We start from the raw sequence: 14,959 nt of genomic DNA, 5'->3' as shown, positions 1-14,959 counted from the left end.
GGCGCGTTAAGCCTCCAAGGTGCTCAAGCAATTGAGAATGTAGGTGGTACCGCGAAGTCAACTCGTCCTATAACAGGGACGGGTTATTTTTTTTAAGGAGGAAGAAAATGGCAGAAGAAAACAACATCCCCAAGGTATATGATCCTGCCGCGGTGGAAAAGAAATGGTATGCATATTGGATGAAACAGGGCTACTTCCATCAGGAAGTGGACAAGAGCCGCCCTCCGTTCAGCGTGGTTATTCCCCCGCCGAACATTACCGGCAAGCTGCACATGGGCCATGCCCTGGACAATACCCTCCAGGATATCCTGGTGCGCTGGCACCGGATGATGGGGGACAATACCTGCTGGCTGCCCGGCTATGACCATGCCGGCCTGGCTACCCAAATCAAGGTAGAAGAAGAACTGAAGAAAAAAGAAGGCCTGACCCGCTATGACCTGGGCCGGGAAGAATTCGTCAAACGGGTTTGGCAGTGGAAGGAAGAATACGGGGACAGAATCGTTACCCAGCTGAAATCCCTGGGCATTTCCTGCGACTGGGACCGCCAGCGCTTTACCATGGACGAAGGCCTGAGCCGTGCCGTGCGGGAAGCCTTTGTGAGCCTGTACGAAAAGGGCCTGATTTACAAGGGCACTCGGATGATCAACTGGTGCGTCAACTGCCGTACGGCTTTAAGTGACGTAGAAGTGGAACATAAGGATGATGCAGGCCATCTGTGGTATGTAAAATACCCGGTGGACGGCGAAGAAGGGGTCTACCTGACCATCGCCACCACCCGTCCGGAAACCATGCCCGGCGATACCGCCGTTGCCGTGAACCCCAAGGATGAACGGTACGGCAAGTTTGTGGGCAAAAAGGTGAAGCTGCCCACCACGGACCGGCTGATTCCCGTTATTGCCGACGATTATGTAGACCTGGAGTTTGGTACCGGTGCCGTAAAGATTACCCCGGCCCATGACCCCAACGACTATGAAATGGGTCAGCGCCAGCACCTGGACATGATTACCGTTATCGGCCAGGACGGCAAGATGACCAAGGAAGCCGGCAAATACGCCGGTCAGGACCGCTACGAATGCCGCAAGAACATTGTGGCTGACCTGGAAGCTGCGGGGCTTTTGGTGAAAGTGGAGGAATGCCCCCACTCCGTAGGCCACTGCCAGCGCTGCGGCCATATTGTGGAACCCCTGGTTTCCACCCAATGGTTCGTAAAGATGCAGCCCCTGGTGAAAGCCGCCGTGGACTGCGTAGAAGACGGCCGGACCCAGTTTGTACCCAGCCGCTTTACCAAGACCTACACCAACTGGATGGACAACCTCCACGATTGGTGCATTTCCCGGCAGATCTGGTGGGGCCACCGGATTCCTGTGTGGTACTGCGATGACTGCGGGGAAGTAACCGCCTCCCGGACGGATCTGGACCGCTGCCCCAAATGCGGCGGCCATGTACACCAGGATGAAGATGCCCTGGATACCTGGTTCAGCTCCGCCCTGTGGCCGTTCTCTACCTTTGGCTGGCCGGACAAGACGGAAGAACTGGAACAGTTCTATCCCACCAGCGTACTGGTCACCGGCTACGACATTATTTTCTTCTGGGTGGCCCGGATGCTGGTCATGGGCATGGAATTCATGAAGGAAATTCCCTTTAAGCACGTGTTCATCCACGGCCTGGTCCGGGACGAACAGGGCCGTAAAATGTCCAAATCCCTGGGCAACGGCATCGATCCCCTGGAAGTGGTGGACAAATACGGCGCCGACACCCTGCGCTTTATGCTGATTACCGGAAACACCCCGGGCAACGATATGCGGTTCTACTGGAACCGGATTGAATCCACCCGTAACTTTGCCAACAAGATCTGGAATGCTTCCCGGTTCGCCCTGATGAACCTGGACGGCTACGATCCCAAGGCACCCCGGAACCCCTACACCCTGGCAGACAAATGGATTCTGTCCCGGCTGCAGCACACCATCGGCGAAGTATCCTCCTATCTGGATAAATTTGAACTGGGTGAAGCTGGCCGCCTGATCTACGATTTCATCTGGGGTGAAGTCTGCGACTGGTATATCGAACTGATCAAACCCCGCCTGTACAATAAGGACGATGCAGCGGAACGGGCTACTGCCCAAGCCGTCCTGTGCCAGGTGCTGGGCGATGCCATGAAGCTGCTGCACCCGTTCATGCCGTTTATTACGGAAGAAATCTGGCAGCATCTGCCCCACGAAGGGGAAAGCATCATGATTGCTCCCTGGCCCCATATGGCCGGCGACCTGCTGGATGATGCCGCTGAAAAGCAAATGACCGCCCTGATGGATGTGATCAAGGCCATCCGGAACATGAGAGCGGAAGTGGGCGCTGCCCCCGGCCATAAGGCTCCGGCCCTGGTACTGGCAGATCCTGAACTGGTGGACGTATTCAAGAACAACAGCGACTACGTATGCCGGCTGGGTACCGTGGACGTGCTGACGGTAGGCGGCGCCGAAGACGCAGCTCCGGAAAACGCCCTGACCGCCGTAGTAACCGGTGCCAAGGTCTACCTGCCCCTGAAGGGCCTGATTGACGTAGAAAAAGAACTGGCCCGGCTCCAGAAAGAACTGGACGGAGCAGAAAAAGAAGCCAAACGGACGGCTGGCAAGCTCAGCAACGCCGGCTTCCTGGCCAAGGCTCCTGCCGAAGTGGTAGAAAAAGAAAAAGCCAAACAGGCAGAAACCGAAGCCAAGATCCAAGGGCTGAAGGAACGGATGGAAACCCTGCGCAAGCTGTAAGTGCATTTGACTAGAGAGAGGTGCTGCACCAATGGATTATGCGTCTGCATTAGCGTATGTGGAAAGCCGGGGCAAGTTCGGCATTCATTTGGGCTTGGAACGAATCCAGGGCATTTTGGCGGCCCTGGACCATCCGGAACGCAAGCTCCGGACCATTCATATTACCGGAACTAACGGCAAGGGCAGTGTGGCCACGTTCCTGAGCCGGATACTCATGGCGGCCGGGAAAAAGACCGGGACCTATACTTCCCCCCATTTTGTCCGGTACAACGAGCGAATGACCATCAACGGTGAGGAAATTTCCAATGCTGACTTTGCCCAGGTAACGGAACAGGTAAAGCAGGCAGTGGACGCCTGGCTGGCCGGGGGCGGGGAAGAACCCACCCAGTTTGAAGTGATTACGGCCATGGGTTTTCTGTACTTTGCCCAGCAGCAGGTGGATTACGCCGTGATTGAAGTAGGCATGGGAGGTCTGTGGGACTCCACCAACGTGATTATCCCGGAAGTTTCTGTGATTACCAACGTGACTCTGGAACATACGGACCGGCTGGGGAAGACCATTGAGGCCATTGCCATCCAAAAAGCCGGTATTATCAAGCCGGGGGTGCCGGTGGTTACGGAAGCAGAAGGTGATGCCCTGCGGGTCATCCGGGCGGAAGCGGAAGCCCAGCACGCCCCCTGCTATGAATACGAAAAGAATTTTTCCGCCCAGATGCTTAACAGCACCATGGCGGCCCAGGAATTCGTTTTCCGCAACCCCCAGACGGAACTGGAAGCTACCATCCATCTGGCGGGAGCCCACCAGATTTTGAACGCAGCAGCTGCTATGCAGGCTGCCTGGGTGCTGGCCCAAAAGGACCCGGCCCTTACGGAAAAGGCCGTGCTGGAAGGCCTGGCCGCTGCCCGCTGGCCCGGCCGGCTGGAGCTGATCCACCAAAAGCCGGACATTATTCTGGACGGCGCCCACAACCCCTCTGGGGTGACGGTGCTGCGGAAGGCCCTGGACGATTATTATCCTGACGCCCACCGGATTTTCGTCTTCGGCATGATGGCGGACAAGGACGTGAGCCTGGTTTCCCAGATCCTGTTCCGGGATACGGATACCATCTATACCGTCTTGGCCCATACCGGGGACAGAGCGGAAACTCCGGAAAAGCTGGCCAAACGGCTTCACAAAAATGCCATTCCCATGCCGGACCTGGCTGCTGCCTACCACAGGGCGGTCAGCGAAGCGGGTCCGGAGGCTGTGGTTTGTGTCTGCGGCTCTTTGTACCTGGTAGGGACCTTCAAAGAGCTGGGATTGGATAGGTGATGGAATGCGTAAACGACCACGAGGCTGGGGACTGCCCCAATCCTGGAATCTGAACCAAGTTACCTATGCTGCACTGGCCGTCTTGATTTTTGTCCTGCCCCTGAACCAGTGGGCGGCAGGAATTGCCTTTCTGGTTTGTTTTTTGCTGAACCTGGTGAATGTGGTGCGCACCCGGCAGTTCTGGCCGGCCATCACGGTGCCCTCCTACCTGAGCCGACCCCTGTGGGCCCTGTTTATCCTCAGCGGCGTCAGCACCCTGTGGTCTCTGAACCCGGGTGCCAGCCTGTTCAACTGGGTGTGGGTCATGGGCCAGGAAGCGGGGATTTTCTACCTGCTGCTGCGCTATGCCAGCACCAGCCGGCGGTCCCTGTTTCTCATGAAGGTATTCATGATTTCCGCTGCGGTGGTAACTGTTTTCGGGCTGTGGCAATACTTCTTTGGCAACAGCCTCCAGGAAGCGGACTGGATTGACCACCAGGCCTTCCACCAGCTCCAGCGCCGGGCCATTTCCACCCTGGTAAACCCCAATATCTTTGGGACCTACCTGGTAATGACCGTGGCCTACTGTGAAGGGCTCTTTGCTCCCTTAAAGGGCGGCAAAACCCGCTGGTCCCTGGTGCTGATTTTCCTGCTGTCCACGGCCTGCTTGATCTTCACCTTCTCCCGGGGCAACTGGGTGGCGTATTTCTGGGTGCTGTTTGTGTTTGCCGGCGCCTTTTACCACAAAGCCCTGCTGCCTTTTATCGGAGGCGGTCTGGCGGTGCTGTACCTGGGCTGGAACCAACTGGCGGCCCGGATTATGTCCATCTTTTCCGTAACGGATACCTCGGCAGAGCTGCGGTTCATGTACCTCCAGAGCTCCCTGGACATGATCCAGGACCATCCCCTGGGGGTGGGCTGGTACGGGTACCAGTTCGCCTTTCCCAATTACAACTTCTTTATCAGTGAAGATGTAATCATGTACCACGGGCATAATATGCTGCTGAACATTACGGCGGAGCTGGGCATCCCGGGGATTCTCCTGTTTCTGTACGTCATCTTCCGGCTGGTGCTCCTGGCCAAGGAAATCCGGCATCGGAAGGCTTCCCCCTGGATCCGGGGCGTGGCCTGCGGGTATTTGGCCAGCCTGGTGGGGATTTTTGTCAGCGGCCTGACGGATTATACCCTGTTCAACATTCAGCTGGGTATGCTGTTTTGGGCGGGAAATGCCCTGCTGCTGGTGATGAACGACATCAGCGCCAAGGAAAATGCCCATGCGGAAAAACGGCTTTTGAAACAGAATAACCAAGCATAGGGTGAAAGAAAATAAAGAAAACCGGGTAAGTTGTACCAAAGTGTACAGCTTACCCGGTTTTTTACTGCCTGAAGCAGCGCCAAATTGGCTCTGAGAGAGCCGCTGGGAGAGAATAATACCTGGTGGTAGGGGAGAAACCAAGAACGCTTAAAAACGCATTTTGGAAGACCTTCAGCAGGAGAAGAAAGCGGCTTAGGCATTTCCCCTGGCACCGCAGGAAAGCGGCTAAAAGGGCAGAGGAGAGGGCCATAGACCCTGCTAGCAGCAAGAAGTGGAAAACGAGTGGATAGGAACGGTCGGGGCCCCTTTGCATTGAACTACCTCAGTCAGTCCTCCGGACTGCCAGCCCCGCAGTGGTTCGCCGTACTCCGTTCTCCTTCACCCTTCGGGTTCGGAATCACGGACGGCTATCACATGGCTCACATAAACCAAGAGCATTTTGAACTACGGATATGCTCTTGGATGTGAGCGCAACGCTTTGCGGCCGCATCCAAACAGCCCGACAAATTCTGCAAATGGCTGTTTGGTCCATAAGGCCCATGCGATAGCGGCCTGCAAAGCAAACCCGTAGGGTGAAGCTGCGCAGCGAGCCGCGAACCGCTGAAGGGGCCTCTTTGCATTGAACTTCCTCAGTCAGTCCTCCGGACTGCCAGCCCCTCCACGTTTGGAGGGGCCTAATAAGGAAAAAGAGGATGTGCCGGAGCACATCCTCTTTGGGAACCTATTTTATTTCTATAAGCTATTTCTGAAACTGATTCTTACAGGTGGAACAGGCCCAGCATAGCGCCGGCTGCCAGGGAGAACCAGGACAGAACCCACAGACGCGGGGTGCAGAACTTCAGCAGTTCTTTGATGGAGATACCAGCCAGGCCGCAGGCCAGGAAGGTGGTAGCAGCGTGAGGAGTAACCATAACGCCGTAGTTCTTACCAATCAGCATAGCCATAGCCATGTTGTGCGGATCAACACCAAACTGTTGACCAACACCGATAGCCAGAGGCAGCAGACCGAAGAAGTAGGAGTCGGTACCCAGCATCATGCCGATAGGTACTGCGAAGAAACCGAATATGTCTTGCAGGTGAGCACCCATGAAGGAAGGAACAATAGCGATCAGCATTTGAGCCATAGCCTTCATCATGCCGGTTTTGTCCAGAACGCCCAGGAAAATACCGGAAGCCAACAGGATCATAGGCATGGTCAGAGCGGTAGCAGCATGCATTTTGATAGCTCTTGCTTGTTCAGAAGCAGTGTGGAAGTTGGCAATCAAAGCGATGGCCAGACCAAACATGAAAGCGCCGTACAGAGGAATGTCGGTAGCGCACAGCAGGCCGATAACCACCAGGGTCAGGATGCCGTTGAACCAGATCATCTTCGGACGCTTCATGAAAGCAGCATCGTCAGCGGACAGGTTGTCGTCCTTGGAGCCTTCGTCTTCGTCTTCAGACAGCATAGCAGCCTTGCCAGTGGGGTTCAGGCCAGCGCCGCGGCGCTTTTCCATAACACCCATGTAGGCAGCGAAGATCATCAGGATAACCAGACCAACGCCCTGCAGGGGAATCAGTTCCTGCCACAGTGCGTTAACATCGACGTTCAGTACAACGCCGGTACGGGCAACAGGGCCGCCCCAAGGCAGCAGGTTCATGATGGACATGGCAGCACCGATGATGCAAACCAACACTACTGGTCTCATATGCAATTTTTTATAAATAGGAAGCATAGCAGGAATCGTGATCAGCAGGGTGGAAGCCAGAGCGCCGTCCAAGTGGGAGATAACAGCGATGCAGGCGGTAGCAATGGTAACCATAACGATGTTGCTGCCGGCTTTTTTAACCAGCCAGTTTACCATCGGGTCGAACAGGCCCATATCGCCCATCATGGAGAAGTAAACGATGGAGAAAATGAACAGTACAGCGGTGGACCAGGTTTTGCCTACGCCAGCAGACATGAATTTGAAGATCTGAGCAGGGGTGAAACCGGTGATCAGGGCTGCAACAACAGGAACAATAACGAACAGAGGTACGGGGTTAGATTTCCCGCGAATCAAGGCTGCCACAATGATGACAACCATCAAAAAACCAACAACGCCCAAGAACATAGTAGTGTCCTCCTTTAAAAGTGTAATGCGGCTTCCCGGACGGGCCGTCACGGTCAGCGGAGAAGTAAGATGGGTTCCCTTGACTTCGTTAAAATCTTAGCATAGCAATATTCGGAAAACTAATATAAATAATAAAATAAATACCATAAGGAATAACTTATGGAAACCCGGAAACGGGCACAGGATGTGGCTTAGCAGGTTTTTGTAAATTGTTTCAAATGTACAAAAATAGAAATTTTTTCAAAATTCCGGGCAGAGGAACTATGGAAAAACAGAAAAAGTGCTAAAAATGAACAAAAAACACCTCTTTTTTGCAGTCGACGGAAAAACAATCTGTTACAGATTTGCGAAAATCTGATGGCTTTATAAAATGGATTGTCAGGAGAACGGAAGAAATAAGGGGAGCAGTGAGGCGACTGGGACCAACGTTAGCATTTGGGAGCAAAAGGTGATGCCGTATAAACGAGGTTTTTCTGGGGACGGTGTCCTAGAAGCAAGCTTTGGGGTTAAGCTGCAGAAACTAATGGGTACACAAAACTTGCTTCCAGGATAAAATGCCTCCCAGCACCGCCAAATTTGCCCTGCAAGGGCCTTTCTTTTGGCGGTCTAGGTTGTTTTTTGCTTGCCCTTTATTGCCGCTCCAAAACCCCATAAAAAAACTGCCCTCCGGATAACCGGAGAGCAGTTTCAGTAAGTCCTTGCTTAGAATTTGAACAGACCCAGCATCAGGCCGCCCAGCAGGGAGAACCAGGACAGAACCCACAGACGCGGGGTGCAGAACTTCAGCAGTTCTTTGATGGAGATACCAGCCAGGCCGCAGGCCAGGAAGGTGGTAGCAGCGTGAGGAGTAACCATAACGCCGTAGTTCTTACCAATCAGCATAGCCATAGCCATGTTGTGAGGATCAACACCGAACTGTTGACCAACACCGATAGCCAGAGGCAGCAGACCGAAGAAGTAGGAGTCGGTACCCAGCATCATGCCGATAGGCACTGCGAAGAAGCCGAATACGTCTTGCAGATGGGGTCCCAGAGCCGCAGGAACAATAGCAATCAGCATTTGTGCCATAGCTTTCATCATGCCGGTCTTGGACAGAACACCCAGGAATACACCGGAAGCCAGCAGGATCATAGGCATGGTCAGAGCGGTAGCAGCATGCATTTTGATAGCTCTTGCTTGTTCAGAAGCAGTACGGAAGTTGGCAATCAAAGCGATGGCCAGACCGAACATGAAAGCACCGTACAGAGGAATGTCGGTGAAGCACAGCAGACCGATAACTACGATGGTCAGCAGGCCGTTGAACCAGATCATCTTCGGGCGTTTCATGAAAGCAGCATCGTCAGCAGACAGGTTGTCGTCCTTGGAGCCTTCGTCTTCGTCTTCAGACAGCATAGCAGCCTTGCCAGTGGGGTTCAGGCCAGCGCCGCGGCGCTTTTCCATAACACCCATGTAGGCAGCGAAGATCATCAGGATAACCAGACCAACGCCCTGCAGGGGAATCAGTTCCTGCCACAGTGCGTTAACATCGACGTTCAGTACAACGCCGGTACGGGCAACAGGGCCGCCCCAAGGCAGCAGGTTCATGATGGACATGGCAGCACCAATGATGCAGACCAGCACTACCGGTCTCATGTGCAGCTTCTTATAAATAGGAAGCATGGCAGGGATGGTGATCAGCAGGGTGGAAGCCAGAGCGCCGTCCAAGTGGGAGATAACAGCGATGCAGGCAGTGGCAATGGTGACCATTACGATGTTGTCGCCGGCTTTTTTAACCAGCCAGTTTACCATCGGGTCAAACAGGCCCATATCGCCCATCATGGAGAAGTAAACGATGGAGAAAATGAACAGTACAGCAGTGGACCAAGTCTTGCCTACACCAGCAGTGATGAATTTAAAGATTTGATCCGGGGTGAAACCGGTAATCAGGGCTGCAACAACAGGAACAATAACGAACAGAGGTACGGGGTTCGATTTGCCGCGAATCAGGGCTGCCACGATGATGATTACCATCAGGAAACCAACAATACCAAGAAACATAGTAATCCTCCTTTTCTAGGAAAATGACCTAACCGGGATAACCAGTCCCGGTTAGGTCAAGGGTCAAAGCTATTAGAACTCAAAATCCTTAACCTGACGAACCACATCCATAATGGTGCCGTCCCGGCCTTCGATGATACCTACAACCCGGTCGCCAAATTGTACCGGATCAGGTTCACCAACCATCTTGTACGCCATGTCGCGCAGTTCTTCGATGGTGTAGAAGGGCAGATCTACGTCCTTCATGCAGTCAATCAGATCCTGGCGGCGAGGGTTGATGGCAATACCATAGTCCGTAACAACTACGTCAACGGTTTCGCCCGGAGTGGTTACCGTGGTTACGTTGGTGCAGATGGCAGGAATACGGCCTTGCAGCAGGGGAGCAATTACGATGGTGCATTTTGCGCCGGCTGCGGTATCCGGGTGACCGCCCTGAGCACCGGTGATCACACCGTCAGAACCTACTACAACGTTGCAGTTGAAGTGGGTATCTACTTCCAGGGAAGCCAGGATAACGAAGTCCAGCTTGTTTACATAAGCACCTTTATTGAAAGGATCGGCATATTCGGAAGCCGTGATTTCAATGTGGTTGGGGTTGGTTTTGATATTTTCGATGGCATCCATATCGAAATCCTGGGTGTCAACGATTTTTTCCACCAGGCCTTCATCCAGCAGGTCGCACATGGGTTTGGAAATACCGCCCAGGCCTACGCTGATGTGGATGTTGTCTTTTCTCAGGTGGTCAGCCAGCAGTTTGGTGGAAGCAATGGAAGCGCCGCCAACGCCGGTCTGATAGGTGAAGCCGTCCTTGTAGTAAGGAGTGTGCACCAGGAATTCGGTGGTGTACTTGGCCATCAGAAGTTTTCTCATGTCGGTGGTAGGTTTGGCAGCACCGGTAGCAATCTTGTTGGGATCGCCGATGGCATCAACTACCAGGACATAGTCAACTTTGGTCATGGAAATGGAAGCGGGGATGTTGGGGAATGCTACCAGGGTATCCGTTACGGCTACCACTTTGTCAGCATAGTCAGCATCTACAGCAGCATAGCTCAGTACGCCGCAGTCGCTCTTGCCGCCGATGGCACGGCAGTTGCCGTATTCGTCGCAGGTAGGAGCGCCGATGAAGGCGATATCGATATGAGTTTCGCCGGATTCAATGGCTCTTACGCGGCCGCCGTGGCTGCGCATGATGGCCAGACCCTTCAGTTTGCCGTTGCTGATTGCTTGGCCGATTTTGCCGCGCACGCCGGAAGACTGAATGTTGGTGATGGTGCCATCTTCAATGTAGGGAACGATAGGATCATTGGCTTTGCCCAGGGAGCTGGCGCAAATGGTAATGTCCTTAATGCCCATATCATGAACGGCTTTCATAACCATGTTCACAACCATATCCCCTTCACGGAAATGATGGTGGAAGCCCAGGGTCATGCCGTCTTTAATGCCGCATTTCTTCAGAACTTCTTCAATGGAATTGACAACTTTGCTATAGCTGGGATCCATTACAGGAGCTACCGTATGGGTAGCGGTTTTGTACTCTACGCCTTGTTTGGCATAGGCACCCTGGAAGACTTCCTTACCGGTCAGATCCAGGATCTCCTGAGGAATATCTCTACCGACTTTATTAATCATCTTATAATTCCCCCTTATATACACCGGCAGCCTTGGCCAAAGCTAAGGTTCTCTTGGCGCCGTCATAGAAGGCGATATCCAGCATTTTGCCGTTGATGGTGAATACACCGATACCCATAGCCTTCTTGGTATCGATTTCACGAACTACTTGTTCCGCATAGCGGATTTCTTTTTCGCTGGGAGTAAAGATTTCGTGGGTCGGTACAATCTGACGAGGGTTGATGATGGATTTGCCATCAAAGCCCATGGTTTTGATCATTTGAACGTCTTTTTTGAAGCCTTCCATGTCGTCCAAATCGGTGTAAACCGTATCAAAGCACATACGGCCGGTAGCACGGGCAGCAATAACCATTTGCTGACGAGCGCCCATCAGTTCAACGCCGGTCTTGGAAATGGAGGTCTGCAGGTCCTTGGTGTAGTCGCCGCCGCTAAGTGCAACGCCGAACAGACGATCGGAGGACTGGCAGATTTCCAGTACGTTCAGGATACCTTTGGTGGATTCGATAGCAGCCATAATCAGGGTGCTGCCGATAGGTCTGTGGAATTCTTTTTCCGCAGCCAGAATGGCTTCTTCCACGGTGTGGATGTCTTTAGCGGATTCGGTCTTGGCCAGACGAATGGCATCGCAGCCGCCGGCTACAGAAACCCGGACATCTTCTTTCCAGTGGGGAGTTTCCAGACCGTTGATCCGGACAACTCTTTCACAGCCATGATAATCGATTTCTTTCAAGGCATGGAACAGGGAGTAACGGGCTGCGTCCTTTTGGTTTTCAGCGACGGCGTCTTCCAGGTCCAGCATGATGGAATCGGGTTTGTAAACATACGGGTCTTTAATCAGGCTCGGTTTTTGCGCATTCAAGAACATCATGGTTCTTCTCAGGCGCTTGAAGTTGGGATTCGTGTTAACTACTTCCATCTTATAAAACCTCCCAGGGATTCGGTGTATCAGGGTCCTCGTTAATAGAACGGTACACCGCTCCTTCAACGCGGGCTTTTAAAGTGCAGTCCAGAGCGCCCTTATCTACGACGGAAACTTTGGCGTTCTTCACGTCCAGTTTCGTCAGGGTTTCCAGAACAACAGCCTTAATCTGTCTACCATATTGGTGGATGACGCTGCTTTCAATATTGAGTTCGATACCATTGGAACCGGGTTCGACCGTTACTTGGGCATCAGAAGACTCAACAGTGCCAGCCATGGCTGCCTTCTTCAATTCCATTCAAATCACTCCTTCTAGAAATGTAGACAATGTACATATTGTTGCACTTTGATAGTAACATATGAAAAATTGGAAAACTAATATAAATAATGATATAATCTGCATAAGCGATTTCTTATCAGGGCCCGGAAAGGGCCTTATAATGCGGCTTCCCGGATTTCGAGAAATTGTCACAAATAACGAGCAAATAAAAAAAGTCCCCGACGGGATGAAAAAAGACAGAAAAAATAGGGAGCCAAGGAGGAACTATGAACTTAAAACACGCACAGTACATCATGGAAATTATCAAGGAGGGGAGCATCACCAATGCCTCCAAAACCATGCATGTATCCCAACCGGCACTGAGCCAGACCATCAAGGCCGTGGAAAAGTACCTGGGTGCACCCATATTCCTGCGCAACACCAACCCCATTGTGCTGACAGAAGCAGGAAAAAAATATATTGCAGCCGTAAAGAAAGTGATTACCATCAGCTCCAACCTGCTGCACGAGGTGGCGGATATCCAGTATGAAGGGTATGGAACCCTGCGCATCGGAATCCCCGTACAGCGGGCCATGATGATGCTGCCCCAGGTGGTGCCCATTTTCCGGCAGCGCTATCCCCATATCAAGCTGGAAATTCAGGAGGCCGGCAGCAGCATTACGGAAAATGCCGTCCTCAACGGCGGCGTGGACCTGGCCATTACCACTACCACCCCCACCAACGACGAGCTCAGCTACGAACTGGTGGAAACGGAAGACGTGGTGCTGGTGGCCAACAAGCAGACCACCCTGGCCCAGCGCATCAAGCCGGGGACGCCCATCCACATCACCGAAGCCAAAAACGAGGAATTCGTTTCCATTACGGAAGGCCACAATGTGCGCCGGGTCCAGGACAACGTGTTCAGCACCTACGAAATCAAACCCAGCATCGTACTGGAAACCTCCAGCATCGAGGTGGGCAAGCGGCTGGTCAGCGCCATGGAAGTGGTTTTCCTGTGCCCCGACGTTTATTTGGACGAATACTTCTTGTCAAAAGGCAACTGTGTATTATATCCTTTATTAGGCGTGGCCAACAAACGGTACTGCTATATCTGTATCCGCAAGGACGCCTATCTCAGCCCTTATGCCCGGGCTTTTGCAGAACTGATCCGGAATAACGGCAGAAAAAGGAAGGAATAAGTCACTATATGAAAGAATTTGTCATTTTGCACGGGGGACCGGCGGTAGAAGTGCCGGATATGCTGGCAGCCCGGGACGGCCGGGCCAGAGCCCAGCAAGTACTTCTTGCAAGATACCAGAAGCCCCTGTTGTTTTTTACCCTGAACATTCCCGGCCCGGTAAAGACCTCCCCTCTGATTCATTTGGGTTTTCGGGAAGGCATCCGGCGGCTGGAGGCGGCTTTCCAGGAGGCGGGGATTCCCGTTCTCTATGAGAAGGTCATTGAGGCCAAAACCGGCTACGAAAAGTACTACGTGCTGGACGGAGAACCGGCGGCCATAAAGACCCTTGCCTGCCAGATTGAAAACCAGGACCGGCTGGGCCGTCTGTTTGATATGGACGTATTGGACCGGGACGGCCGGAAGCTGGAACGCCAGGAACTGGGCCTGCCCGGCCGGCTGTGCCTGGTATGCTCCCAGCCCGCCCAGGCCTGTGCCCGGAGCCGGAAGCACAGCGTTTCTACCCTCCAGCGGAATATCCACAGAATCCTGGAGAATTTCCTCCTGGACACGGTGGAGCAGAACCTGCGGGCAGGGCTCCAGGGGGAAGTGGACGCCACTCCCAAACCGGGGCTGGTGGATCGGGACAACCCCGGCGCCCACAAGGATATGGACTGGCACACCTTTGCTGCCAGCACCGATGCCATTGTGCCCTTTTTGCGGGAAATGGCGGAAAAGGGCTGGCTGTGGGAAGGCAGCGGCGCAGACCTGTTCCTGTCCCTGCGGCCCATGGGAGCAGCGGCCGAAAAGGCTATGTTCCGGGCTACGGGCAACGTGAACACCCACAAGGGAATTATCTTCTCCCTGGGGCTTGTGACCTCCTTTACCCTGTGGCAGCTGGCCCAGACCGGCAAGGTTTCCAGTGAGGCGGTGCTCAAGGCCATTGGGGAAAATGTCACCCCCGTTTTGGAGCAGGACTTTGCCAAAATCGACCCCTACCATCCCCATACCCACGGGGAAGTGCTGTACGTGAAATATGGCTTTAAGGGCATCCGGGGCGAGGCCATGGAAGGCTTCCCGTCCCTGGCTAAGGTGGCCCTGCCGGCCCTGAGACAGTTTGTCCAGGAAGGGAGGCCCCAAAACGAGGCCTACATCCAGACCCTGCTGCTGCTCCTGAGCCAGGTGGAGGATACCAATATCCTCAGCCGGTCGGACAGCGCTACCCTGAAGGAAGCCCAGCAGCAGGCTAAGCATATTTTGGACCGGGGCGGCGCCTTTACCCCGGAAGGTCTACAGGCGGTATGGGACCTGAACGAAGACTTTATCCAAAAGAATATCAGCCCCGGCGGCTGCGCAGACCTATTGATCCTGGCCATTTTCCTGGTCCGGATGGAAGCCGTTTTTGGCTGAGCAGAGTTTACGGAATAAAAAAACAGCGGAATCCAGAGAAAATTCTCCAGGTTCCGCTGTTTTGTTTTGG

General features: G+C 53.6%; 10 protein-coding genes and 1 other annotated feature (1 of these 11 cut by a window edge). Of the genes, 5 read left to right on the top strand and 5 right to left on the bottom strand.

Going from position 1 to position 14,959, the window contains the following annotated elements; translation table 11 throughout:
* Positions 1-73: a binding site (T-box leader), on the top strand (it extends 128 nt beyond the left edge of the window).
* Positions 74-107: 34 nt separating this feature from the next.
* The 3 genes from LKE88_RS06725 to LKE88_RS06715 are packed head-to-tail and all read left to right on the top strand — an operon-like array spanning position 108 to position 5,365.
* Positions 108-2,759 carry a valine--tRNA ligase gene (locus LKE88_RS06725; RefSeq protein WP_105326217.1) on the top strand — a complete coding sequence of 884 codons (2,652 nt, stop codon included), beginning with the start codon at positions 108-110 and terminating at the stop codon, positions 2,757-2,759.
* A gap of 31 nt (positions 2,760-2,790) precedes the next feature.
* On the top strand, positions 2,791-4,071 hold the full coding sequence (locus LKE88_RS06720; protein ID WP_105326216.1) for a bifunctional folylpolyglutamate synthase/dihydrofolate synthase: 1,281 nt from the start codon (positions 2,791-2,793) through the stop codon (positions 4,069-4,071).
* A 4-nt stretch (positions 4,072-4,075) separates the two neighbouring features.
* The gene (locus LKE88_RS06715) at positions 4,076-5,365 is read left to right on the top strand and encodes an O-antigen ligase family protein (protein WP_105326215.1); all 1,290 of its coding nucleotides are present in this window, start codon (positions 4,076-4,078) and stop codon (positions 5,363-5,365) included.
* 758 nt (positions 5,366-6,123) lie between these two features.
* On the opposite strand, the gene LKE88_RS06710 is transcribed toward LKE88_RS06715, so the two are convergent.
* The 5 genes from LKE88_RS06710 to citD form a co-directional block, all read right to left on the bottom strand.
* Positions 6,124-7,458: a CitMHS family transporter gene (locus LKE88_RS06710; RefSeq protein WP_105326214.1), complete on the bottom strand. Its 1,335-nt coding sequence runs from the start codon at positions 7,456-7,458 to the stop codon at positions 6,124-6,126.
* Between the two features lie 702 nt (positions 7,459-8,160).
* Positions 8,161-9,495: a CitMHS family transporter gene (locus LKE88_RS06705; RefSeq protein ID WP_105326213.1), complete on the bottom strand. Its 1,335-nt coding sequence runs from the start codon at positions 9,493-9,495 to the stop codon at positions 8,161-8,163.
* A gap of 72 nt (positions 9,496-9,567) precedes the next feature.
* A complete protein-coding gene (citF, locus tag LKE88_RS06700; protein ID WP_105326212.1) occupies positions 9,568-11,124 on the bottom strand; it encodes a citrate lyase subunit alpha in 1,557 nt (518 codons plus the stop codon).
* Between the two features lies 1 nt (position 11,125).
* Positions 11,126-12,040 carry an aldolase/citrate lyase family protein gene (locus LKE88_RS06695; protein ID WP_105326211.1) on the bottom strand — a complete coding sequence of 305 codons (915 nt, stop codon included), beginning with the start codon at positions 12,038-12,040 and terminating at the stop codon, positions 11,126-11,128.
* Between the two features lies 1 nt (position 12,041).
* Entirely contained in the window at positions 12,042-12,341 is a 300-nt protein-coding gene (citD, locus tag LKE88_RS06690) for a citrate lyase acyl carrier protein (protein WP_105326210.1), read from the bottom strand.
* A gap of 248 nt (positions 12,342-12,589) precedes the next feature.
* Between citD and LKE88_RS06685 the strand changes: the two genes are divergently transcribed.
* Both LKE88_RS06685 and citG read left to right on the top strand, forming a co-directional pair.
* Positions 12,590-13,501 carry a LysR family transcriptional regulator gene (locus LKE88_RS06685; RefSeq protein ID WP_105326209.1) on the top strand — a complete coding sequence of 304 codons (912 nt, stop codon included), beginning with the start codon at positions 12,590-12,592 and terminating at the stop codon, positions 13,499-13,501.
* A gap of 8 nt (positions 13,502-13,509) precedes the next feature.
* Entirely contained in the window at positions 13,510-14,889 is a 1,380-nt protein-coding gene (gene citG / locus LKE88_RS06680) for a triphosphoribosyl-dephospho-CoA synthase CitG (protein WP_105326208.1), read from the top strand.
* Positions 14,890-14,959 lie beyond the last annotated feature (70 nt).

The sequence above is a fragment of the Acidaminococcus hominis genome, from assembly GCF_022484025.1.
Lineage (GTDB): Bacteria > Bacillota > Negativicutes > Acidaminococcales > Acidaminococcaceae > Acidaminococcus > Acidaminococcus hominis.
This window is presented reverse-complemented; position numbering and strand designations above follow the sequence as displayed.